Genomic DNA, 25,482 nt, shown 5'->3' with positions numbered 1-25,482 from the left:
TTTAATAAATATAGTTATGAGACCCATCGAACAAAATACCGACTCGGATAATGAACGATTCAATTTTGAAACGGAAGGCGGGTGGCGTTACTCATCAGCTCCGCCTCGCGAAAAGTGGGATGACTGGGTGGAGTACGACGCCAAAAGTTGGCCCACGAAAATTGAAAACCATTATTCCCTAATCCCTACGGTCTGTTTTAATTGCGAAGCCGCCTGCGGGCTTCTTGCCTATGTAGATAAATCAATGGGTGAGATACGCAAACTCGAAGGCAATCCCCTGCATCCCGGTTCGCGCGGTCGCAATTGTGCCAAAGGTCCCGCCACGATTAATCAAATCTATGACCCCGAACGCATTCTCTACCCGATGAAGCGCACCGGCAATCGTGGTGAGGGCGGCTGGGAACGCACAACCTGGGACGAAGTGCTTGATACCTTCGCAAAAAAAATCCGTCAGGCAATTATTGAAGACCGGAGAAGCGAAGTGATGTATCACGTCGGTCGCCCCGGTCACGACGGTTACATGGACCGCGTGTTACAGGCTTGGGGAGTTGATGGGCATAATTCGCACACTAATATTTGTTCTTCATCAGCCAGAGTCGGTTATGCGCTCTGGCAAGGAGCTGACCGCCCTTCGCCCGACCACGCCAACGCAAAATTTATTTTACTGTTAAGTTCGCATCTCGAAACCGGACATTATTTCAATCCCCACGCCCAGCGTATCATTGATGGAAAAATGCGTGGCGCTAAAATCGCCACCATCGATGTGCGCCTCTCGAATACCGCGTCGATGTCGGATTACTGGCTCTCTCCTTATCCCGGCACCGAAGCCGCATTGCTTCTGGCAATGGCAAATGTGATTTTAAAGGATGAAAGTTTTAACCGGGATTTTTTACGTCGTTGGGTCAACTGGGAAGAATATTTACGCGCAGAACATGCGGACAAACCCTGTTCTTTTGAAACCTTCATTAAAGAATTAAAACTGGTTTACGCGAAATACACGCCGGAATTTGCCGAAGGTGAATGCGGGGTTGATAAAGAAATCATTATCGAAGTCGCCAAACAGATTGCCGAAGCCGGTTCCGCCTTTGCCGCTCATGTGTGGCGCAATACGGCTGCCGGAAATCTCGGCGGTTGGCAGGTGGCGCGCGCTTTGATGCTGTTGAATGTATTGACCGGGAGCATCGGAACCGCAGGCGGCGTTTCACCAAATGCCTGGAATAAATTTGTTGCGACTCCGTTTATCAAACCGTCGCCGCAAAAGGTCTGGAGCGAAATTCTCTTCCCTCGTGAATATCCGCTGTCCCATCACGAACTCAGTTTTTTGCTTCCGCATTTTTTAAAGGAAGGGCGCGGAAAAATCGCTGCCTATTTTACCCGTGTCTATAATCCGATTTGGACAAACCCCGATGGCTGTACCTGGGTTGAGGTATTAAAGGATGAAGCAAAGGTCGAACTTCACGCAGCCTTGACCCCGGTTTGGAGTGAAACCGCCTGGTTTGCCGATTATGTTTTACCGATGGGAGTGGCGGCTGAGCGCCACGACTTGATGAGTCAGGAAACCCACGCCGGTCAATGGATTTCATTTCGTCAACCGGTCTGGCGCGTCTATAAAGAACGTCAGGGCGAAAAAATAAACTTCACTTATGAAGCCAACCCCGGTGAGGTCTGGGAAGAAGATGAATTCTGGATTGAACTTTCGTGGCGCATAGACCCCACGGGCGAACTCGGCATTCGCCAATATTTTGAATCGCCTTATCGTCCGGGCGAAAAAATCACTATCAGCGAATACTACCAATGGATTTTTGAAAACAGCATTCCGGGATTGCCCGAAGCCGCAGCCAAAGAAAACCTCACACCTCTCGAATACATGCGGCAGTTCGGGGCATTTGAGGTGAAACAGTCTGTTTTGGAACTGCATGAATCAACGGTTCCCGAATCCGAGATGCAAAACGCTGAGGTTGACTCGACAACCGGAAAAATTATTCATCAGGGCGCAACCATCGGTGTAGTAATTGATGGTCAACCGTTAAAAGGGTTCAATACCCCGTCACGCAAACTCGAATTTTTCTCGAAGACCATGCAGGACTGGAAATGGAATGAATATACGCTGCCAACTTACATCAAAACTCATGTCTATTGGAAGGATAGGAATTTTAAGCGCGGCGAATTTATTCTGGTTCCCACCTTCCGGCTGCCGACCTTGATTCACACGCGTTCGGGCAATGCCAAATGGCTATATGAAATTTCCCACACCAATCCGCTGTGGATTCATTCAAAAGATGCGGAAAAACTGGAATTACAAAATGGTGAATTGGTGCGGGTGAATACCGACATCGGATATTTTGTGAATCGCATATGGATTACCGAGGGAATCAAACCCGGTGTGGTCGCTTGCTCACATCATCTCGGTCGCTGGCGTTTGCAAAAAGAAGCGGGAACCGACCGCTGGGCTTCGGCGCTGGTTGATTTGCAGGCGTTGGATGAAGGTCAGTGGTTGATGCGGCAAATCGAGGGCGTGCAACCTTTCACAAGTGATGACCCGGATTCCGAACGCATCTGGTGGAAAGATTCGGGAGTCAATCAAAATCTAACCTTCCCTGTGCATCCCGACCCGGTAAGCGGAATGCATTGCTGGCACCAAAATGTTCGAGTTGAAAAGGCTACGGAAGACGACCGGTATGGCGATATTTTTGTCGATACCAAAAAATCCTTTGCGATTTATCAGGAATGGTTGAAAAAGACCCGGCCGGCTCCGGGTCCCAACGGGCTTCGTCGCCCGCTTTGGTTTGCTCGTCCCGTTCGACCCGCAAAGGAAACCTATTTTATTGGCACAGGTGGGGACGAATAAATCGGACTTGCGTTTTCCTATGAAGCCATTAAAACTTTTAGTTCATCGTGATGATTGAGATTTTTTATTCCTTATGCTTTGTAGAAAGAGAGTAGATATTCATGAAAATAGTTGTATTGGGGTATGGGCGTGTTGGTTCACGACTAGTTAAAACACTATCCGAACATGGGCATGAAATTTCGTTGATTGACAAGGAAGGCTCCAGGCTTGCGCTAGCCGCTCATTATGAAGGGGTCGAATTAATTCAAGGAAACGGCATCGATGTTGACATCCAACGCGAAGCGGGAATGGCTGAAGCAGAATTATTGCTGGCAGTCACGATGGATGACAATGTCAACCTGATGGCAGCGCAGGTCGCAAGAACCCATTTTCAGGTTCCGAGAGCCATTGCCAGAGTCTATGAACCCAGTCACGCCGAAGCCACTCAGGAAGATTCAAAGTTAATTGTCTTATGTCCAACTTTGCTTGCCGTAGATTTACTAAATGAAATGGTCGATAAAGGGATTTCAGCGCCGACAGAACCCCGTCGCGCTGCCGAACCGCCAGTCGTCCCGGCTCAACCGCACCTCCCGCTTACTGATGATTCCCGCTACATTTTAATCGCCGGTGGGGGAAAGGTTGGAATCAATCTGGCTCGCGGCTTGCTCTCCTCAGGTCACGAAGTCGCCGTCATCGAACGTGACCCGATTCGCGCCGCTTCCCTATCGAATCGTTTGGATTGCCCGATTTTTATTGGCGATTCGTCAACTCACGATATTCTCGAAAGCGCCGGTGCCACCCGCGCCAGAGTTTTCGTTGCCGCAACCGGAAGCGACCAGGATAACTTAATCGCCTGTCAAATTGCTAAAAAAGTTTTCGGAGTTCCGCAAACCATTGCCCGCGCCTCAAACCCGAAAAACGAAGATGTGATGGCGCGGTTGGGAGTTGATTCAACAGTCAGTTCGACAGCCATCATTCAACAGGTTATCGAACGCGAATTGCCGACGGTTCGCATTAAAACCATGTTGAATCTACAGGATGGCACATTTCAGATTCTCGAATACCTGCTTGATGAAACCTCACCGGCAACCGGGAAAACCGTGCGCGATATTAATCTTCCGGTTCAATGTAATCTGGTAGCCATACTTCGCGGCGACACAATGGTAGTGCCACGCGGAGATACGCAACTCAATTCAGGAGATTTGGTTATGGCGCTGGTGAGCAAGGAACAGGCACCGGAATTACAACATGCCATACTCGGCTAAAGTGCTTGATGCAGTTGGCGAATGATTTTATTGAGCGCCTAATGAGGGAACCATCGATGGCTGCGTGGATTATAGAACGGCAATTGAATGCAGCTTCGCAACATCCGGGCAGCTACTCGGGCTGCCCCAACATTTATCCTTACCTTCTTTCGCAAACCGCTATAGAAATACGCTCATTACAGCGTTAGACCGCTTTAGGTCGCCCCTTGACTACGCTCTAGTTTAGGTATATACACTGGATAAACGCGATGCGATAGGAGTTTTGATATGATGTCCAAGGTTCAAAGATGGGGCAACAGCCAAGGCTTACGGCTTCCGAAGCATGTGTTGGAGAGCGCCGATATCTCTGTCGGGGACAATGTCGAGGTCATCCCTCAAGAAGGTCAAATCACCATAAAGAAAATATCCAAAAGGAAATTTGACTTAGCCGAAATGGTTTCTCGCATGCCTCGCAATTACAAACCTCACGAAGAATTCTTGGGTAAACCAGTCGGCAAGGAAGAATGGTAAATGGCGAAATATGTCCCTCAGAAAGGCGACTTCATCGCTCTGTCATTCGATCCGCAATCTGGACACGAGCAGAAAGGGCGGCGGCCCGCGCTGGTAATCAGTAATTATTTGTTTAATAAGCACACAGGGCTGGCAATTGTCTGTCCAATAACCAGCACCAACCGCAATATCCCCTTTCATTTGCCGGTTCCGGCTACGTCATCGCTAACCGGCTTTGTCATGGTCGATCAGGTCAAATCCATTGACTATACAGCAAGAAAAGCCAAGTTCATTGAAAAGGCTCCGACGGAACTTGTGGAAGATACTCTGGAAGTATTAGACGTCTGTACCAAGTAGCGGTTTAACAAGGCGTTGCAGCGGAAATAGCAGAAAGCGATAAATCACAGGCGTACAGGAGAGATATGTTTGCGTTAGCCAATTTTATGACGGAGTTTCTTCAGATGCCGCGATGCGATTTTCTCATCATGCCCGCAATGCCGCTAGCAGCTCCGCTGATTGGGAGCGTTGGACGGAATTTATTTGGCAGTTAGCAAGCAGAGAGGATTTACTTCCAGTTGCCAATCAGAATAAACGGCGCCCAAAAGTAGGGGTGCGCAAAAGGCGCTTTCGGGTTTACAACAAATTTTTTCTCTTTGTTTAAATCTTCGGAAATGGGTCCTCTTTGCATTTGAGTCAGAGGTTTTCCGGTCACTTTACCGTTTAACAATTTAAGCTGCGCCTGACGTAACGCCTCGGCTTTTGACAATCCTTTATTGGATTCCCGCAAAGAATAAAATTCCCGCATCAATAAACTCGTGCTCTCATCGGCAACCGACCACAAAGAGGCGATGATCGCCTTCGCGCCTTGTTGTTGAGCAACAATCGCAAGTCCATCAACCTCTTTACCATCATCCGAAGTGCTGCCAACCGCAGTTTGACAGGCTGAAAGCGTCAATAATTCGACCCCATTGAAAATGCTCGGCAGGCGTTTGAGTTCTGCAAGCGACAAATGCGAACCATCGCCAAGCAGTAAAAATGAATTGGTCTCGTTCCCCGGTTTAAATTGAAAATGCGAGGCGATGTGAACGACCGGAACTTTTTGCCTGAGCGCCGCTTTAAAAGCCTCAGCGGTAAACTCTTCATCGAGTTTTACCACTCCCGGTAAAATGCCGCCAGCCATTGGATTGGGTTTATCTCTATTTTCAATATTAAAAATTGTATTCAACTCTTTGAGCACCCCCGGCAAAGGCACGAAGCCATCCGCGCCTTTTGAAACACCGAGTCCGATGCCACGCCATTTTGGACTGACGGGGTCTTTCAACCTGGCATTACTCGCGGGCGTAAAAATCACGTTTCGATATTTTTCCACCAGATATTGATTGCCATCATGTAATGCCGCGATGGGCAAATATCTGAGAATGCCTTCCAATGACCACATCAACGTTCTGGCGCGCGCGCCTTCTAAATCTTTCGCAATCGGCGCAAAGATGATTTTATAAAGTTCCTGTGCCAGCGGTTGCGGGTCAATCGCCGGAGTTTGTAAGGCTTGGCGAAAGGCAAATATTTTTTTGCTCAGTTCCGCTTCGGGTATCGCAAATTCGGCAGCCTTCTGTGTTTTCGGAGTGATTAAAATGATTCTCAGCTTATCTTTTAACACCAGCGTATACAGCGCCACCGAATTATCACCTAACTCTTCGAGGTCGTTTCGGAGTCCCTGGTTCTCTTCAATTTGAGCAATGCGATTCGATGAGGTTTGCCGGGTCGCGGCTTCATTTTTTAAGTCATTAATGAATTTTTGAAAAGCCTGTCCGGCAACCTCCAAATCTTTTTCCAATTCAACCAACCGGGTTTCATCAGCCGAGGTGCGGTTGAGCTTGCTTAACAACGAATTATATTCAAAGCCAATCGAAGTCACCCGGTCGGCGATTTGTAAATAACGCTGCTCCCATTGACTTTCTTCGCTACTCAACTCAGCATTTTTTGCATCGGTTGTCGCGTTGCTATCGCGCCGGACAAACTCGTAAAACTCTTCCTGTTTGAGCAAATCCAAAACCTGTTGCGCTTCCGGCAATCGCCCTTCTTCAATCAACAAATCCGCCAGAATTTTATAAACATCTTTGCGTTCCTGAATGAAACTTTGTTGGGAATCTTTATCGATATTAACCAATTGTTTGCGAGTTTTTTGAAACAGATTGATTGCCTGTTTCCCGAAAAATATTGCCAGTTTGGGATTGGCTTTTTCCATCCAACCGAGCATTAAAAGGGTCAGGACAAAACTTTCGCTGCGGATATTTTTCAACTCACGCGCCAGCATGAGGGCTTTCAGATAATTTTCCATCGCCTGATCGAGTTCGCCCTTGCGTTGCAGGGCATACCCATAATTTTGTAAAGCCCACGATTCGGCTATTCGTTGACGGGTTTCCTGAGAAATTTCTATGGCGCGTTTGAAATAATGGATTGCTTCATCGGTTTCTCCGCTCATCAGATGCGTGGATGCCAGATTATTTAAAATCAAGGCTTCCATTGCCCGATTGGAAATCTGCTTTTGCAGGTCGAGCGCCAGAAGGTAATACTTGCGGGCTTCGGTATGATTGCGAAGGTAGGTATAGGATTGCCCGATATTATTGATCGCGGCAAGTTCATAAGTAATTGCCCCGATTTTATGCGATGCCTCTCTTGCCTGTTTAAAATATTCCAGCGCCCGCTCATGTTGTCCGGTATCGCTGTAAATCTGCCCGATACTATTGAGTAAATCGCCTTCGTTTCCGGCTATGCTCAATATCTCTTGTATACCCGCTTGACGATTCGATTGGGTATCGCGTACCAACGCCAACGACCGATCAAAGAGTTTAAAGGCTTCATCATAATTTCCCATTCCTAAATGGCAACGCCCTATCATATTGCTTAAAGAAATCAGGTAAATCCGGGCGTTTAATTGTTGCGCGGTTAGGTAAGCGGAAGAAAATATTTTCAGGGCTTCTTCAAACCGACCGAGATTCAAATTCGCTTCCCCTCTGACCAACATCTCCAGAATTTTTAATTCACTATCTTTGGTGTCTTTCAGCATCGGTTTGGCTAGGTCGAGTTGGCTAATCCCTTTCTCGTTTTCATTATTGCCAATATAGGATTTAGCCAACAGAACCAACAGCAGCCCTTGATTACCCGGTTGGTTCAATTTCCGTGTCAGTTCAACAGAGCGTGTATAAACCCCTATACAGGCATCAAAGCGTTTCAATAACAGTAATAACTCTCCAAGGTTTATCAAGGTCGTGAGTTCATATTGAGCGAGGGTATCGGGCTTTTCTTTAAGAGCACTCAACGCCGCGAGGCATTGCTGATAATAGTTGATTGCCTCATCGTATCGTTGTAAATCTTTGCTGGCTTTGGCGATTAGTCCGAGAAAAACAAATTTTTCGTCTTTGGCATCCGTTGCATCAATCTTGTCGATCAGTTGCTTTCCATAATCAATCGATTTTGCTTTATCACCGGCGACATAATAGGAACTGGTAAACAACGCCAGGAAGCCAACCTCTGAATCAAGCGATTGAATCTGTCTGGATAACTTTAGACCTTCTTCAAGAAGTGGAAAGATTTTTTGAACCTCATATGCTGCAAGCAAGGTGTTCCCTTGTTCCAATAATTCATTGATGCGTTTTTGAATTTTCTCATCCGGCACGGCTGCTTTTTGTGTGGAGTTGCTTATCGGGTTTTGCGGTTGTTGAATAAAAGGAGTTGCCAGACCTGTGGATTGCAGGAGGAAAAAAATATTCAGGCAAACAAAAATTTTGCAATGAATTTTTGTCACAACATCCTACCTGTCTGATTTAAAAATCATTTTTCCCTGGGAACCTGAACAATCATGATTTCCGAAACCACACCTTTTATAAATCGAGCGGCGATGCCGAGGTCAGGATAAAAGCGATATGGAATTAAAGGGTTGATGATTTTGGTGTCGGTAAATTCTTTACCGACAATGCTGGTAAATTGCGCTTCGGGCATTCCGACTCGTAACAGATTCGCCTGACTGCCAAGTCCGCGACGACGAACGGAAATCGGTGGAGCCGCCGGCGTCAAAAGTGAAATCGCCATCACCTGTTCACGTCCCAATATTTCGATTCCCATTTGCGGATATTTTAACTTTCGGATACTGGCATTTTTCACCACCGGGATAGGCACGGGTTTTCCTAATGATTTTTCAACATTCGCCATTGAATCCGTCAACCCTACGGTTCGCCCTTTTCCCAATTCCAGACCGAAAATCAGGCGATTGGCAACCATCACAATCGATTCGGCAGGTTTACATGCCAATGACTGTTCACTACACAAATGCTGGTAACGCTCGTTGCCGATGGGAAACCACACCGATGAACGGCTCGCCACTCTTAAATAATCATATAGAATCTGCGCGGCTTTCTTTTTCTGTTCCGGTGTGCCTTCGCGTTCGAGCGCGACCGCATAGTTGTAAAGAATCGCCGGAGCCGTAAGCAAACTTTTGTTCCCACCCAAATCGAATGCCTCAAGTGTTCGTTTACCGCTCAACTCTAAATTTCCCGCAGCCAGATTTGCCACTCCGGCATTCGCCAAAATCACAATCCGCCTTAATAAATCAAGGTCTTTATCATCTTTTAAATCTCCAACCGCTTCTTCCAAAAACTGTGTGGCAGACTTTGCATCCTTGCCATCGGGTTTAACCAGATAGGCAATTCCGAGATTGGCTTTCGCCAGAGTTAAATGGGGATTCAGGGTTAATGCCTGATTTAATGCCTCGACCGCCTGTCGCCAAAGGTTCGCATCCTTCCCGCGACCACGGTCTTCCAGACTTCTTGGACGAGTGTAAAATCCCGTCGTCAAGATATGCCCGACATCAAAATCGCGAATATCATCGGGACTGAGCAGGTCGCAATATTGCATCAACCGGGCATATCCGAGGTTTGCCCAGGCTTCGTAACAATCGGGAAATTGTTTGACCACCAAATCAAAACAGCGCTCTGCCGAACCGAATTGTTCAACCGCTAAAAACACTACCCCGCTGCGAAAGGCGCTCATTGATGACCAGAGCGTGGCGCGTTCCTTATCCATCTTTTCGAGCCGCTGTGACCACGAAGGGTGAGAAACCGAAATCGCTTCAAGCGGCGAATACTCCATTCCCAATTCGATGAAGCGACGCATTCCGCCAAGCGCATCTTGAAACGCATAACCGGATGCCAGCGTCAGCATCATGCCGTTTTTATCAGCATTCAGTTCCTGTTCGCGGGAAAAAGCAGTCAATAAAAATTTGGTCTTTCCGGTTGCCCGCACGGCTTTTACATGCCCCAGGGTATGATGGGAAATTTCATGCCCAAGCACGTATGCCAGGCGCGCATCGTTGCCTTCGATAATTTTCGTCAGCAAAGACATATTCACAACTACAACCGGATAATACTGGCTCTGGATGCTCACTAAGGTTGCAAAGGCATCCGGCACATTGGGGTCTTTATTCATTCCCTTCTGTTCGTCTTCCGAAATGACATATAGGAAGGGAGGAAATTTAATGCCTGCGGGCGCTTTGGCATTACTAAGAGTTTTAGCCCAAACATCTTTTAATAAAATGATATTCGGGTCAGCGGGGTCAATGCCTCTTCCCAGTTCAACCCTGGACTGCGCCTGTGCAGCAATTTGAAAAATCGCGATGAAAAAGCAACAAAAAAGGATTGCGAGGAGTTGCTTTGCCAGATGTGTTTTACCCGATGGATTAAACAAGGCTGTGGATTCATTCATATAAAATCACCGAACACGGAAAATGATTCTCGAACAATGTCAGACCTAATTATTTTTAGCAACACTGCGAATAAACAATCTTTCGATTGACCAGTTAAGCGGAACTTCTGCGACAGGACCGCGCGTGCCTGTGCGTAAATCATCAATTAAACTCTCAAACATCCCTTGTCCGCCTTTTCGTTGAATCGCGCCGGTAAATTCCAAAACCTTGGGGTCGCTTAATCCGACTTCATCATCCGTGGTTATCAGAATATAAGTATCCAGTCCGAATGGCGGAACATATTTAATCATTCCGGGAGTGCCCAGTAATTCAACCGGCTGTGGGTTGCTCGGATTTTTGGGGATTTTATTTTCGACATTGCCAAAGCGATTAAACAATAAATAGCCGGTTCCTTCGCTATCAATGGTAAACACATAAACCCGTTGGGGTTTGATATCCGGTTTCAATTGCCCTTTATCGGCGACCAGCACCAAATCAAATTTCTGCCCTTCTTTGACTTCACACGGAACCGGCTCTCCGTTTTTTCGACAATTGCCGGTTACCAGTTCACCGGTGTCGGTATTTCTCAAGGCAAGTTTATAAGGGAAATTGCGACCTTCATTGGGCGCATCCAGTTGTAACCACCCGCGAATTTTTCCGAGCGTCACTACACGGTCGGTTAAGCTTTCAATGGTTTGATTCCAGGTCTCTCCCGTTCCTTCAAGCCTGAACCAATCACTTCGTGAAGGTAACGGGTCATTTGCCGATGTACTAGTCGCCAATCTGCTACCGGGACGAACCCAGGCATATTCCAAACTGCTTTCAATCATTCGCCCAACAAGAAAGTATTGGGCATTGTCAGGGGAATTTGATACTGCAATCGCTTCCCTGCGTGTCCCTTTGCCGATTTGCAAGTTTTGAGCAATCTCTTTTACCGGCGGCAGGTGAATAAATAATTTAATTTTTTTCACTTCACTCAATTTGGCGATGACATCGCTGGCGACAATATTCGCGCCTAAATTCTCCACCGTTTCCGCAAGCTTCAATTTCCAACCATTGTCATAGAATATAATCGCCAATGGTAAATTTGCGGGTGATTTACTAATTTCTGTCGGGTCATCTAACCATTCGATTTTTGGCGATGACTTTAATTTATTAATTTCTGCTGTCTGTTTTTCAATATCTCGAAAATCCACAGCCTGTGGAATCCACACGGTTAAAATGGCGTGGTCGCGAGTCACCCAACGGTCTAAGACGAAAATATCGCCTTTCGTGATGTTTTTCGCATTGCCTTCAATAACCAGCGCATCGCAGGAATCGATGCCGTTCAATTTGGTTATTTTCAGGCGAACCGGCGGCTCTTTGGTGGCGGTTTGCTTTTTTAACTCACAATCAGTATTTAAACCCATTGCCAACCCGCCTTGAAGCGTTACCAGATTGCCATCCTTACTGATAACGGCAACCGTCGGCAAATCGGTTGAGGCGGCATCCCATCCAAACAAGGCTCTTTTCAAGCGACGGGCTTCACCGGAAATCACCGGCTGTTCATTCACCCCATCGCCTTTCATAAACGCGACAACCCGTTGATAAATTTTTTCAGCCGATTCGTTGGGCGAAACCGTCGGTGATTTCAATACATTAACCAGAGAATATGCAAGATTGCCGCGCCAGATACCGTTTCGCATGCGTTCTTTGGCTTCCTGATAATCCTGTGCCGCGGCAATCACCAACGCGCCACGTTCTTCGGCAGATTTTTCCGGGCGTTTGCCGTCCTTCACATCATTTTCATCAAACGGTAAAGCGCGAACTCGTTCAGCTATCGGATAACCGGCTCCGCGCGCATTTGAACCGCTGTGGCAACTATCGGAAATCACCGTCAACACCACACCTTTATCAATGGCTCGATTATAAAGGTCGGCTAATTCCTTATCGCGAATATCGCGCGCGCCTTTGAAAGAATCAGCCGGAACGATGCTCTCATCATATTTATCATCTTCGATTGATGCCGAATTTTTTACTTTCGAGCCATGTCCCGAATAAAAGAAAAAGCAAATATCACCGGGTTTCGTATCGTCAATCAGATGTTTTTGAAAGGTCTGCAAAATATTTTCGCGGGTGGCTTCCTGGTCTTTTAAAACGGTTATTTCGGTAAACCCGAATTTTGATTTCAGAACGGTTTCCATCTCTTCAATATCTTTTGCCGGGCCACAAAGATTTCCGAAAGCGCTGCGTCCGGGGGTGCCGCTCACCGCGCCGCCTTTGGCTTGTCCAGATGAATTCTTAACGGCTGGAACTCTTTGAGATTTGGTTATCGCAACCTTACTTTTTTGCGGTTTAACGGCGGTAGGTTCACTGAATTCTCCATCCGGTTTGCATTGATTCAAACCAACACCAGGTTGATATAAATTGATGCCCACTAAAAGCGCGCGTCGGGTCGATGATTGAACAGCTTGATTGGGATGGTTTATTGCTTCAGCCGTATCGCTTTTTGAAATCTGCGAAAACGATAAAACTAAAATCAAAAAAGTAAAAAAGAATTTCCGTACCATCTCAACGACTCCGGGTTACATCCTCGAATTAGCCAACGGGGCAACCCCAGCGTTGCCCCGATAAATCCGCAAATTACTGATACAACCGCCAGGTGTAGCTGTCTAAACAATTCACCGCGTTGGGTCCCCAGGTAAAGCGGCTGCCATCATCAAATATGGCGACCGCATATAATTTGGTGGCTCCTGAACCGGTGTAGCAGTACGCATCGCCCCAGGGTGAAAGCGTGCCGCGATAGCTTCCATCCACGTAGATGCGAATATAAAAGCCGGTTCGATTATCAACAAAGACGGCGCACGTACCGGCACCTTTGCTCCGCGCCCCACCTTTTTTCGGAGGAGCCGGTATATTACTGCTCGTGCTATTGGTGTCCGAATCGCTTTTTATATTTTCATCGGCTCCGCCCCCGCGACTTTTTTGAGCGTGCGATTCCACAACTTTACCTTTGCCTTTTTGCGCGGCGCTTGCCTCAACCAATGAGCCGGTATGAATTAAGGGTAAAAGAAATACAGCCAGAACCATCCCCACAAAAGTTGTTTTCACTTTCATCAGTTCCTATCTCCTAATTGTTTTTGAAAGATACGTAATCCCGTGATTACGAAGTTGACACAAGGACAGACACCCTTGTTTGCAGAGCCTTACGAAACGATAGAATGAATAAAAAAATTTCCCTTGCGATTTTTTTATTCAACTATTCAGGATAAGGCTCATTTAAACACACCCAGCAATTCAAAGCCCATCTCTCGTTATGGTTTTCAAAATGCCTGGATTGAAATTGAATGTGCTGGAAACGAATTTGCAATTAAAACGATGAAATAATACTACTCGGATTTTATTTGCGTCCATAGCCGGTCATAAATGTTTATCGCCTCGCCAAGCTCTTCGATAAATTCACAACGTTCAAGCAATTCGATTGGTGGATACGCCGCTTCATTAGTTAATAATTCCGGTTTGATTAAGCCCCGGGCAGCGCGATTGGGCGAAGAAAAACCTGTATCGTTAGCGATTTCGGCAGCAATTCGCTGGTCTAAAACAAAGTCGATAAATTCCAAAGCCAGTGCTTTATGGCGCGCAGATTTTGGAATGCAAAGGTTATCAACAAAAATCGTGCAACCTTCTTTTGGGACGACATAACCGATATTGGGATTATCAGCCATCACCTTGGCAATCTGCCCGCTGTAAGCCTGAGTAATCCATATGTCACCCGATAGCAACATCTGATCAAAGCCACCTGAATCATAGGCTTTGACAAGCGGTTTCTGCCCGGATAACAGTTTTGCCGCACTGGAAATTTCCGCTTCGTTTTTACTGTTCAATGAGTACCCTTGATATTTCAACATCGCGCCAAGGGTTTCGCGGACATCATCAAGCATGGCAATGCGGTCGCGATATTTTTCATCCAGCAGCGACGACCAACTCTCAATCGGTTCTGTAATTTTATCCTTTCGATAGGCGATACCAGTGGTTCCCCACATATAAGCGATTGAAAACCGGTTTTGCGGGTCATAAGGCAGACCGACAAATTGCGAATCAAGGTTGGAAAAATTGGCAATCGCATCAAGGTTGATTTCTTCGATTAGCCCTTGAGCTTTTAACACCGAAACCATGTAATCGCTGGGAACGATGAGGTCGTAACTTGCGCCGCCGGATTGTAATTTAGCAAGCAACGCTTCATTTGAATCATAAAGTTCGATATTTAATTTCGTACCATATTTTGCTTCAAATTCCTGAACGACCTGGTCAGGCAGATAATTTGACCAGATAAAAATATTCAATTCGCCGCCTTGAGTTGATTTCGCCTGCCCGCCGAAGGCAAAAAAGGTCAGGACGCCGATAGCCGCGATTCCCGCTACGCCAACCCATTTCGATGATTTGCCTGATGAAATTTTTTCAGAAACAAAAACCAACAAAATGGTGACGAGTAATAAAATCGTTGAGATGGCATTGATTTCAGGCGTTACGCCGGTCTTTACCATCGAATAAATTTTTATCGGCAAGGTTGCCGCCCCAGGTCCTGCCACAAAACTGGTGATGACAAAATCATCAAGAGAAATCGTAAAAACCAGTAAGGCGGCTGAAATAATCCCCGGCAAAATAATCGGCAGCGTCACGCGGAAAAAGGTTTGCAGTGGCGTCGCGCCTAAATCCATCGCGGCATCTTCAAGTCGCCGGTCGAACCCCGCGACTCTGGCGCGCACTACAAAAATTACATACGACACGGCAAACGCCACATGGGCGATGACGACGGTTGAAATGCCAAACTTAAAACCGACTAATCCGAACAAGGCTGCGCTCGCAAAACCGATAACGATTTCAGGAATGATGACCGGCAGATAAACCAGTGATTCGGTTGCCTGACGATAACGCCAACGGTAACGCGCCAGCGCCATTGCCGCAGCCGTACCAATCAAAGTGGCAATAATTGTCGTTAAGGTCGCGATAATCAGACTCATCCTTAACGAAGCGATCAATTCATTATCTTTGTAAGCCAGTTGATACCAGCGCCAGGAAAAGCCTTGCCAGATGGCGCTGAACCGCGAATTGTTAAACGAAAGCACCACCAGTACGATTATCGGCGCGTAAAGAAAGAGGTAAACCGAAGAGGTAAAGACGCTCAGTCCATTGGGAATCCATCGGTTTCGCTTTTTCATAGGGGTTGAATATCTTTGAGCTTTCACCATTCGTCAAGCCCATCATTCGTTTGTCAGTTGCCTTTTCACTGTTTAGAATTAACACTCGTTTTTATCATTCCATAATGATTACTGGTAGAAATTTTAAGGAGAGGGCAGATTGTTCGCTTTAATCAATTTATTTTTTCTGGTTATTCAAGCACCACAGAATCAAGGAATTTCGTTAGTCGATTTATTGTTAAAAGCCAGCCCGATTGCCAAAGGCGTTCTCATCCTTTTATTGCTTTTCTCAATCGCGTCCTGGGCAATCATTTTTTCCAAATGGCGCGCGCTCAAAAATGCCGAAAGCGCGACTGATGATTTCCTGACCTCTTTTGGTAAACGCGATAAAAAACTATCCGATTTAATGATGGAATCGGATTATCACAAAGCCAGTCCGCTGGCGCGAATTTTTGCCGCCGGATATGACGAGGTGACCAATCAAATCAGCGGTGGCGCGGGTCGCGTCCAGAGTCTCGATGCCATCAATCGCGTACTGCAATCGGCGACCATCAACGAAGTCAGCGATATGGAAAAAAGTTTAAGCTGGCTGGCGACGGCTGCGAATGCCTCACCATTTATCGGGCTATTCGGAACTGTGGTCGGCATTATCATCGCCTTTCAAGGGTTGAGTGCCGCATCCACCTCTTCGATTCAATCGGTTGCGCCCGGCATTGCCGAAGCGCTCATTGCTACAGCCGCGGGGATTGCCGCCGCCGTACCCGCTTCGATTTTTTACAACTATTTTCTCAATCGCATAAAATCACTAAGCGCAAAAATGGATCGCTTCTCTCTGGAAATGTTGAACATCATCGAAAGGAATTATGTGAAATAGTTTTTAAACACCGGTTCAGCGTAATACTCGAAAGCGTTACCCCAAAGGTAAAAAAACAGGCAATTCGATATGGCATTCAAAGATCAACAAGGGCGAACCCAAACATCACTTTCAGAGATTAACGTCACACCACTCGTTGATGTAATGTTGGTGTTGCTGGTGATTTTTATGGTTACGGCTCCGATCATTCAAACCGGCATCGATGTCAATTTACCCAAAACCAGCGAAACAAAAACTGAACAACCCAAAGCCAATGCCGTTGTAGTGAGTATTGATAAGGACGGAAATATTTTTTTAAGCACCCAATCAGAAGCCAAACAGGTAAATGTGAATGATTTGCCGAAATTATTAAAAGATAAATTGGGAAGCAGCGGTGAGCGCAAAGTTTACATACGCGGCGACGGTGAAACACCCTATCGAATCATCGCTTATGTTTTGGATTTGGCGAAACAGGCTAGTGCCGAGGTCAGTTTGGTTACCGAGCCAACCGTGAAGAAGAAATAGTCATCCATTAAATTGCCGAGAGTATAATCAACATTCAAAATTAAGTTTGAGCGAACGCTGTGACGAAATCATCAAAACAATCCAATAAAACCGGGCGATTCGGGTTGATTGGCTCATTGGTTTTTCATTTAACCCTGCTTGCCGGATTGTTTTACTGGTTTCAAAGCCCATCGGTTCAGCAAATCATCGCGGCGGGCGAAGGTGAAGGCGGCGAAGGTGGCGGTGGGGCAATTCAAATCGGCGTCGCTGATGCCTCACAAATTTTAGGCTTCGCCAAACCTCAAAATGTTTCTTTCGTTGGCGATGAAAATAACCCGATAAACAATACCCGGATGGAAACCGAAAGACCGGAATCTCAACCGGATGATGAAGCCTTGCTGCCACCAACTGAAAAACCAACATCAAAACCTGACGCGATAAAAACCGATAGACCGGTTGCGCCACAGGAAGAAAAAGTTTTTACCGGCAAAGAGGAACGCGGCGGGTCAACCTCGCAATCGGCACAGGTCGGTCGCAGTTACGGCTCACCAACTCCCGGCGCGGTTGGCGGCGTCAGTCTTGGAAATGGCAGCGGGTACGGAGGCGGCACAGGATTGCCGGGCGGGTCTGCCTATGGTCGCTTGATTCAACAGATTCTCAGTCGCAATTATAATCCACCGGTAAATGAAAATTCCCCGCCACAGGAAGTCATCATCTTGTTGCGAATCGCCAGAGATGGTCAGATACTTTCAATTTCCGGTGGACGAGTTGCGCCACAATACATCAAACAACGAAGTTCGATTGCGCTGGTCAATAATGCGGCTGAAAGAGCCGTGCTCGCAGCAAATCCCTTACCGGCATTTCCTGCGGGATTTCTTTCAAATGTGCAGGAAGCCGTAGCCGAAGTCAGATTTCGTTTTCCAAAATAAATATTGCGATTGGTCATCCATCATTATTCATTGGTAAAATTTTTGTCGCTCAATAACCTTCAATTAAAAATTTATGAATAGACGGCAATTTAACAAACTTGCATTCTTAACACCGTTGGCATCTTGCTTGATGCCTGCAATTTTTGCTCAGGAAAATCAAACTGACATCAAAAAGCAGGTTGGCACGATCATCGTCACACCCGGCAATGGTCCGAATCTTGCGCTTGCTGATTTCGTGGCGCGTTCCAGCGGCATCGATAGCGCGGTCAATGAATTCAACCAGACTTTGCTTGCCGATTTGGAGTTCGCCGCAATTTCAGGAATTGTCGGTAAAAGTTTAAATCCCAAATCACTGGTTCCCGACCCCGCGTCTTTGAAATATGAGGAATGGAGCAGCGACCCCACAAAAGCCGACTACGTTGCCTTTGGCAATATTCAAAGCGGTCTGGCATCGGATTGCTATCTGTTTGATGTCAAAACCAAAGCGCAACTGATTGCTTCGCGACACACCGGCAATGCGCGACGCATAGCGCATGAGTTTGCCGATGAAATTGTGAAATTGCTAACCGGACGTGACGGCATTGCGACCTCGCGAATCGCTTATGTTTCAGGCAATGCGATAAACTTGATGGATTATGATGGATTCAATGCCGGTGGGTTTGCCAGTGATGGGTCACGCAATCGGTTCCCGCAATTTTCACCCGATGGTCGCTATATTGCCTATGTCAGTTTCAAAACCGGGGTGCCCAACATCGTGGTTCGCGCGGTGGGAGGCGGATTAGTTGGTGGCACCAATTTTCGTTCGACGACATCTTCGCCATCAATTTCACCGAGCGGTCAACTGGCATTCAGTTCGGCAATCAGCAACGATGGGTCGATGGAAATTTATGTATCCAGCCTTGATGGCTCAGGGTTGAGAAGACTGACAAAGACCAATAAAACCGTGAATATTTCGCCGCGCTGGAATCCTGCAACGGGTCGCGAAATCGCTTTTATTTCCGATAGAGGCGGGTCGCCTACGGTTTATGTCATGGATGCCAGCGGCGCAAATCAACGTGTGCTGGTTGGGCGTGGCGGTCATGCAGATTCGCCGTCGTGGTCGCCGGATGGTCGCTATATCGCGTTTACTTATGGTGGCGCGGGCGGGTATCAAATATTCGTAACCGATGTTGCCTCCGGTCAGTTATTGCAATTAACCAGTGAAGGTCGAAATGAAAGTCCAACCTGGTCGCCTGACAGCCGTCACATCGCCTTTCAATCAACCCGAAGCGGGAGATTGGAAGTTTGGCAAATGCATATCGATGGCACAGGGCAACGTCAGGTGTCAAAAGGTGGAGGACGCTCTCCGAGTTGGGGAAAATAAATTCATAAATCTGAAAGGAGATTCAGGATGAAACAACCAAATAATCGAAGTCTTGCAATTCTCTTTATTTTGGCGCTCGCAGTCTTTCTCACTGCCTGCGCTAAACCCAAAGTACAACTTTCGGTCAATCGTGATCGCATTCAACAGGGTGAAGATGTCCGCGTCACCTGGAATTCCAAAGATGCTAAAGAGGTAACCATTAACGGTGAAAAGGTCGATAAAACCGGAACCAAAGTTTATCTGCCGAATTCGACAACCACCTACACAGCGGTCGCAACGCGCGGAAAAAAGGAAGCCCGCGATAGTAAGGTTGTCAATGTAGACCCACGCGCCGCCGCGCCGACCATTTCCATTACCGCCGATCAAGGGGCAATTGAAAGGGGTCAAAGCACGACCATTCGCTGGAATTCAACCAACGCCGACCGCGTGTCAATTTCTGATTTGGGTTCGGTTCCTGCTGCGGGTTCGCGCGCCGTCAGCCCATCACAATCCACAACCTATACGGCAACTGCCTTGGGTCCCGGCGGCACCGCCAATGCCTCAGCTCGTGTGACCGTGACTTCTCCGGCAACACCTTCGGGGGTCACCGAAGACCGTCCTCGCACCATCGGTTCACCGACAAATCCGAGTGTGGCTTTAACCTTCAGTCAAAGGGTGCAAGCCATCTATTTCGATTTTGACAGTGCTGACCTTTCTGAAGAGTCAAAAGAAAAACTTCGACAAGCGGCGGCTTGGCTCACCCAGGGGACGAATCGTTCAATTGCTTTTCGTATTGAAGGAAATTGCGACCCACGCGGAACCGAAGAGTATAATATCGGTCTTGGCGAACGCCGCGCTCAATCCGCACGTGAATTTCTGGTCGCCGCAGGCGTCGATGCGAGTCGTATTTCAACAGTCAGTTACGGTGAAGAAAACGCCACAGGTGCAGGTGAATCCGGTTGGGCTAAAGACCGACGTGATGATTTCATTTACATCAGTGGCGGTTCCAATTAGGGTAAAACTGTGACACTGTCCGGTTTTCTCAAAACAAAGGTGATTTTTATGTTTTCAAAACGATGGTCTGGTTTGCTGGGTTTTGTGCTGGTGTTGACGCTATCAATCAGCGCCCTTGCTGAGGATAAGAAAGAGGCGCAAATTCTTGAACTCAAGCAAACGGTTGATGAATTAAAAGCCGAACTCATCGTTCTGCAAAGACAGGTGCGAACGATGCAGGAATCGATGGATAGAAACAGCGGTCAATTGAACACGCTGATTACCCAAATCGTTGACAACGTCAACGCCATTCGACAGGGTCAAAGCCGCGTCGCGGAAGGTGCGATGAGCGCGGTCAATGAAGTCAATGGTCTGGGTGAACGATTATCGGCAACCAATCAACGCATTGATAAACTGTCGGAACAACTGGCGGATTTAAAGAAGACGGTGGAAAACCTGCCAAAACTTCCAACCTTCACACAGATTACGCCAGGCAACCCCGACCAGCTTTTCGCCGCCGCTTATGGCGATTATTCGCGCGGCAATTACGACCTGGCGATTAGCGAATTTCGTCAATATGTGGAAACCTATCCATCCAGTGAAATGGCAGATAACGCCCAGTATTGGATTGGGGAAACGCTTTTCGCCAAAGGAAGATTTGCCGAAGCGGTAACCGAATTTGACAAGGTGATTACGATTTTTGCCAAAGGCGATAAGGTTCCGGCGGCGCGCTTTAAAAAGGCGTTGGCGTTGAGCGAACTTGGTCAAAGCGATCTTGCCAGGGCGGAATTTCAAGCCTTGCTGAAACTCTATCCCAAAAGCAATGAAGCGGTTTTAGCCAAACAACGCCTGGATGGGGGTCAATAATTTGGTAAGAGCCGGGTAATGAATGATATTTCCGGCTCTTTTTATTTACCATTCCACTCTTTAAATAGACGGCTTTTTAACATCGTTCAACTTGACTGAACTGGTTTCAAACCTATTCTTTGTATTGACACTTCATTCATTTTGACTTAAATTTCGGACGAAGATTTTCTTAAAATCCTGCCCCTCAAAAAATACCCCGCTGCCCCTCCCGAAGGTTACGGCATTCCAGCACTATTGATTTTCCAAGATGAAAAATCATTCATACGGCAAATACCAGATTGTAATTTTAGGGGACGAGCAAAAATCGGCTGTCGCCTTAAAACGGGTGCTTGAAACTACCGGTTATCGAGCATTGATTGCGACTTCGGTCGAATCGGCTTATTCACAAATCTCAACAAATTTAACCTCATTATTTATCATTGAATCATCCGCCTCAAAAGTAACCGGTCAACTGACCCCAACTCACTTGGATGAACCCTCATCAACCCTCTGGAAACTGGATTGGGCGAAACGCGCGCTCGAACTGATTAAAGATTTACGAAGTTATTCGATACCCGCTGAATTTCCGATTCTGGTTATAACCAAAACGCAAAATAGCAAGGATAAAGTGGCATGGCTTGAAGCCGGAGCGACCGCTATATTAGCCAAGCCTTATACCAAAGGCGAGTTGATTTCGCGGGTAAAATCTCTGGTGAAATCCTGGGGCGAAGACATCGAAAAATCGGAGAAATTTGAACAATTAAACATTCTCCATTCCGTCAGCACGGTGCTTGCCAGTTCGCTCGACCCTGACGTTTTACTCCAGGGAACCTTGAAGGTGTTGGTTAATGATTTCCATGCCGATGCCGGGGTTATCTATCAGCGAAATCCGCTTTCTCAATCGGTCAATCTCGCTGCGCATTACGGATTTGAATTTAATGACCGGGAGATGGAAGGTTGTCTGATTGATTTTTATTTTGGAACCGCTTTTTCAATTCAGGATACCCCTTTCATTCTTCATGATATTCCTGAATCATCCTGTATCAAACGACTCGGCGAACCGCTTTCGCAGTTAAGAACGCTCATTTGCGCGCCTTTCGGTATCAACGGCAGTATTACCGGTGCCATCTGTCTTTTCTCCAATTCACCGCAAGGTTTTTTAAAACAAAATGCCGGGTTGCTCTCAACCATCTGTAACCAGTTGAGTATCGCTCTGGAAAATGCGCGATTGTATATCGAAACCAAAAAGAGCGCCTCACAACTGTCTTTCGTTTACAATCTCGGCAACAATTTGATGACCTCTCTGGAACTTGACCAGTTGTTGAGCTATGCGGTTTTTTCGGTTGGCAAGGCGCTGGCTTGTGATGTTTGCGCGGTGATTATCAAACAGGAAGATAATCTTGAGCACCTGGCAGCCGCGAAATATTCGCGTGTACAGAGCGAAGGCGCAAATAAAGAAAACTGGTTTGATAGCGCCAAGGTAAAAAATTTCCTTGAAAAAATTGAGCCGAACAATTTACAACCGTCAATTGAAATTCGGATTTCCGAAAAAATTCTCAAGGATAAAAATATCTCCCTTGAAACCATCGCGACATTGGAATTCGACGGCACCATCCTGGGGATGGTGGTTTGTGGTAGTTATGTTTCGCGACCGATGAGTTCGGATGACCAGCGTCTATTGATTTCCGTCGCTCAACAACTGAGTCTAGCTATCAGAAACATCGAGCTTTATCAAAATTCCAAAGATACTTCGATAAACCTTGCAGTCGAAGTCTCTGCCCGAACCAAAGAGATTGAGGAACAGAAACGATTTACCGAAAAGATTATCGACTCGCTTCCGGTTTCGCTTTATGTCGTGGATAGAGACCTGCGAATCGTGGCTTGGAATCGCAACCGAGAGTTGGGTGGAAGCGGCATCAGTCGAGAAGCCGTGCTTGGGAAAAATGTCTTTAAGGTTTTAATGCGACAACCCCGCCTTAAACTCCAGGAAGAATTCTTGGATGTCTTCCGCACCGGAAAAATTATTTCGCTCGAACAGGAAACCTTTGAAGACGGTCAGAAAAAAATCTGGAAAATAAATAAAATTCCCATGCGGGTGGATAATGCCGAAGTCTCTCATGTCATCACGGTTGGTGAAGACATCACCGATCAGAAAAAGATGAATGAAGCGGTGATTCACGCGGAAAAACTGGCATCCATCGGCAGACTCGCCGCCGGCGTGGTTCACGAAATTAATAATCCGCTGGCAACCATTGCCGCCTGTGCCGAAGCCCTGCTTTCACGTATTTCAGATATTCAAGGCGACGATACCCAGGTTGATTTCAAAGAGTATTTGCAAATCGTCAAAGACGAAGCTTTCCGGTGTAAAACCATCACCAATAATTTATTGGAGTTTTCTCATCAACGGCAATCCGAGAAATTTTTATGTGATATTAACCAGATCATTGATCAAACGCTGCACCTCGTCAAACATCATCCCAAGATCGGCAAGATGACGATTGTGAAAGAACTTGATGATGAAGTTGCGCCGGTCTATGTCAATGAAGGGCAAATGAAACAGATTTTTATCGCCCTGATTTCCAACGCCTATGATTCGATGAACGGCGATGGCACCCTGACGATTCGCACAAAAGCCTTAAAAAACCCTGAAAAACAGGTGTCCGCAGAATTTATCGACACCGGTTGCGGGATTTCCTCTGCCAATCTATTAAAAATATTCGACCCGTTTTTTACCACCAAACCCATCGGCAGAGGAACCGGACTCGGTTTATCCGTGTGTTATGGAATTGTCACCGATCATGGCGGAAAAATCGAAGTTGATTCTATCGAAGGTCACGGCGCGACGTTCCGCATTCTCTTACCCATTTCCGAACCTGCCCCTTTTATGTCGTCCCAACGACTACATAGTCGTCCAATTGAAACAGAGAGGGTTCAATGAGCGCAAATGCCAGTATCAATTTGCTGATTGCCGAAGATGAAAAAAATCTAGGCATTGTTTTACAGCGGGAATTGACGCGATTGGGGCATCGTGTCACCCTGGTTCATGACGGTGAAGCCGCAGTTCAAGTTGCCAAGGAGAATGATTTTGACATCGCTTTGCTGGATATCATGATGCCGGGTCGAAGCGGTTTAGAGGTTTTACGAGAATTGCGAGAACTTGAACAGCCTCCTGAAGTGCTGATGATGACCGGACACGCGACGGTTGAAACCGCTCTGCAAGCCATGAAGATGGGGGCTTACGATTATCTGACCAAACCCTGTCTGATCAGCGAACTCGACGCCATTCTGCAAAAAGCCTTTGAAAAACGGCAACTGCGGCAGGAAAACCTGGTGCTGCAATCGCGTCTGCGATACAAAGAAAAAGCGCCCGACATTGTTATCCGCAGCGATAAAATGCGCGTTATTCTTGATCTGGTTCGCAAAGTCGCTTCATCGAATGCCATCGTTTTGGTGACCGGCGAATCCGGCACCGGCAAAGAACTGATCGCCAACACCATTCACCATTTTTCACAACGATTCAATGGCCCATTTATCGACATTAGTTGTGCGGCAATTCAGGAAACGCTGCTTGAATCCGAACTTTTCGGTTATGAACCCGGCGCTTTTACCGGCGCACAAAAACGCAAACTGGGATTATTTGAACTGGCAAATCATGGCACGCTTTTTCTTGATGAAATCGGGGAAATGAATCTGACCTTACAATCCAAATTATTACGTGTACTGGAAACGCAATCTTTCTATCGCGTCGGGGGAACCAAAAAAGTCGAAGTTGATGTTCGTATTGTTGCTGCCACCAATCGGGATTTAGAAAAGGATGTGACCGAGGGCAAGTTCCGGGGTGATTTACTCTACCGCATTAATAATTTCACCATCAAATTACCGTCTTTGCGAGAAAGACCCGAAGACATTCCGGCACTTGGGGAAACTTTTTTAAATCAGATTCGCGGCAATCGCCAGATACGATTCAGCAAAGAAGCTATGGAATGTCTGTTAAGTTATAACTTCCCGGGCAATGTTCGCGAGCTGAAAAATGTCGTTGAACGGGCGGTGATTCTCTGTCCCAATCAAGAAATTACTCCAGACGATCTCCCCATCGAGGTGCGGAATGAACGAATAGATATTTTCAATCCATCAATGCAAGAGGAAGATATTCCGGCAAATCTCGACGAATTGAAACGCAAGCAGATTCTCAATGTTCTGGAACAAACCGGCTGGCATCAGGGAAAAGCTTCGGAAATGTTGGGGATTTCACCAAGTACGTTATACCGTCAATTGAAATCCTATGGACTGACCCGAACCCGTAGAATTACGAATTTCTAATCTCGTTTTATTTTCACTGAAAGAGCAGAACCAGAAGATTTGTGGTTCTGCTTTTTTTATTAGCCTCAGTAAGACCAATGGTTCGGACAAAACTAAGCGGCAATAACCGCATAATTTCGTAACGAATCGTATTCAGGATGATTTTTTATCAAACTTGGCTCCAGAGCTAACTTTGAAATAATCATCTCCAGAAACTGTTC

At 46.7% G+C, this 25,482-nt stretch carries 17 protein-coding genes; 12 read left to right on the top strand and 5 right to left on the bottom strand.

The features are described 5' to 3' along the window. Positions 1–16: 16 nt before the first annotated feature. The 4 genes from AB1757_19230 to AB1757_19215 all read left to right on the top strand — a co-directional run bounded on the left by AB1757_19230 (position 17) and on the right by AB1757_19215 (position 4,938). Positions 17–2,848 (top strand): molybdopterin-dependent oxidoreductase, encoded by a 2,832-nt coding sequence (locus tag AB1757_19230; GenBank protein MEW6129181.1) that lies wholly within the window; start codon positions 17–19, stop codon positions 2,846–2,848. Positions 2,849–2,949: 101 nt separating this feature from the next. Continuing rightward, positions 2,950–4,092, top strand: a complete 1,143-nt coding sequence (locus tag AB1757_19225; protein ID MEW6129180.1) for an NAD-binding protein — start codon at positions 2,950–2,952, stop codon at positions 4,090–4,092. A gap of 267 nt (positions 4,093–4,359) precedes the next feature. Continuing rightward, on the top strand, positions 4,360–4,602 hold the full coding sequence (locus tag AB1757_19220) for an AbrB/MazE/SpoVT family DNA-binding domain-containing protein (GenBank protein MEW6129179.1): 243 nt from the start codon (positions 4,360–4,362) through the stop codon (positions 4,600–4,602). Beyond that, positions 4,603–4,938, top strand: a complete 336-nt coding sequence (locus tag AB1757_19215; GenBank protein MEW6129178.1) for a type II toxin-antitoxin system PemK/MazF family toxin — start codon at positions 4,603–4,605, stop codon at positions 4,936–4,938. Positions 4,939–5,146: 208 nt separating this feature from the next. Here AB1757_19215 and AB1757_19210 read toward each other — a convergent pair whose 3' ends face one another. The 5 genes from AB1757_19210 to AB1757_19190 form a co-directional block, all read right to left on the bottom strand. Next, positions 5,147–8,386, bottom strand: coding sequence for a CHAT domain-containing protein (locus tag AB1757_19210; protein ID MEW6129177.1), 3,240 nt, complete (start codon positions 8,384–8,386; stop codon positions 5,147–5,149). 26 nt (positions 8,387–8,412) lie between these two features. Next, positions 8,413–10,338 (bottom strand): M48 family metalloprotease, encoded by a 1,926-nt coding sequence (locus tag AB1757_19205; protein ID MEW6129176.1) that lies wholly within the window; start codon positions 10,336–10,338, stop codon positions 8,413–8,415. Positions 10,339–10,383: 45 nt separating this feature from the next. Continuing rightward, positions 10,384–12,867, bottom strand: a complete 2,484-nt coding sequence (locus AB1757_19200; GenBank protein MEW6129175.1) for a caspase family protein — start codon at positions 12,865–12,867, stop codon at positions 10,384–10,386. 73 nt (positions 12,868–12,940) lie between these two features. Continuing rightward, positions 12,941–13,414 (bottom strand): hypothetical protein, encoded by a 474-nt coding sequence (locus tag AB1757_19195; GenBank protein ID MEW6129174.1) that lies wholly within the window; start codon positions 13,412–13,414, stop codon positions 12,941–12,943. 272 nt (positions 13,415–13,686) lie between these two features. Beyond that, complete coding sequence (locus tag AB1757_19190) at positions 13,687–15,516, bottom strand: extracellular solute-binding protein (protein ID MEW6129173.1); 1,830 nt, start codon at positions 15,514–15,516, stop codon at positions 13,687–13,689. Positions 15,517–15,655: 139 nt separating this feature from the next. Here AB1757_19190 and AB1757_19185 point away from each other — a divergent pair, with 139 nt between their 5' ends. The 8 genes from AB1757_19185 (at position 15,656) to AB1757_19150 (ending at position 25,282) form a co-directional block, all read left to right on the top strand. Continuing rightward, complete coding sequence (locus AB1757_19185) at positions 15,656–16,369, top strand: MotA/TolQ/ExbB proton channel family protein (protein MEW6129172.1); 714 nt, start codon at positions 15,656–15,658, stop codon at positions 16,367–16,369. 69 nt (positions 16,370–16,438) lie between these two features. Next, on the top strand, positions 16,439–16,873 hold the full coding sequence (locus AB1757_19180) for a biopolymer transporter ExbD (GenBank protein MEW6129171.1): 435 nt from the start codon (positions 16,439–16,441) through the stop codon (positions 16,871–16,873). Between the two features lie 59 nt (positions 16,874–16,932). Beyond that, entirely contained in the window at positions 16,933–17,781 is an 849-nt protein-coding gene (locus AB1757_19175; protein MEW6129170.1) for a TonB C-terminal domain-containing protein, read from the top strand. Positions 17,782–17,911: 130 nt separating this feature from the next. After that, a complete protein-coding gene (locus tag AB1757_19170; protein ID MEW6129169.1) occupies positions 17,912–19,144 on the top strand; it encodes a hypothetical protein in 1,233 nt (410 codons plus the stop codon). A 27-nt stretch (positions 19,145–19,171) separates the two neighbouring features. After that, a complete protein-coding gene (locus tag AB1757_19165; GenBank protein ID MEW6129168.1) occupies positions 19,172–20,137 on the top strand; it encodes an OmpA family protein in 966 nt (321 codons plus the stop codon). A gap of 48 nt (positions 20,138–20,185) precedes the next feature. Beyond that, positions 20,186–20,983 carry a tol-pal system protein YbgF gene (gene ybgF, locus AB1757_19160; protein MEW6129167.1) on the top strand — a complete coding sequence of 266 codons (798 nt, stop codon included), beginning with the start codon at positions 20,186–20,188 and terminating at the stop codon, positions 20,981–20,983. Positions 20,984–21,230: 247 nt separating this feature from the next. After that, on the top strand, positions 21,231–23,900 hold the full coding sequence (locus AB1757_19155) for an ATP-binding protein (GenBank protein ID MEW6129166.1): 2,670 nt from the start codon (positions 21,231–21,233) through the stop codon (positions 23,898–23,900). Then, positions 23,897–25,282, top strand: coding sequence for a sigma-54 dependent transcriptional regulator (locus AB1757_19150; GenBank protein ID MEW6129165.1), 1,386 nt, complete (start codon positions 23,897–23,899; stop codon positions 25,280–25,282). Before AB1757_19155 ends, AB1757_19150 begins: the two co-directional genes overlap by 4 nt. Positions 25,283–25,482 lie beyond the last annotated feature (200 nt).

It is taken from the genome of Acidobacteriota bacterium (genome assembly GCA_040754075.1).
Lineage (GTDB): Bacteria > Acidobacteriota > Blastocatellia > UBA7656 > UBA7656 > JBFMDH01.
This window is presented reverse-complemented; position numbering and strand designations above follow the sequence as displayed.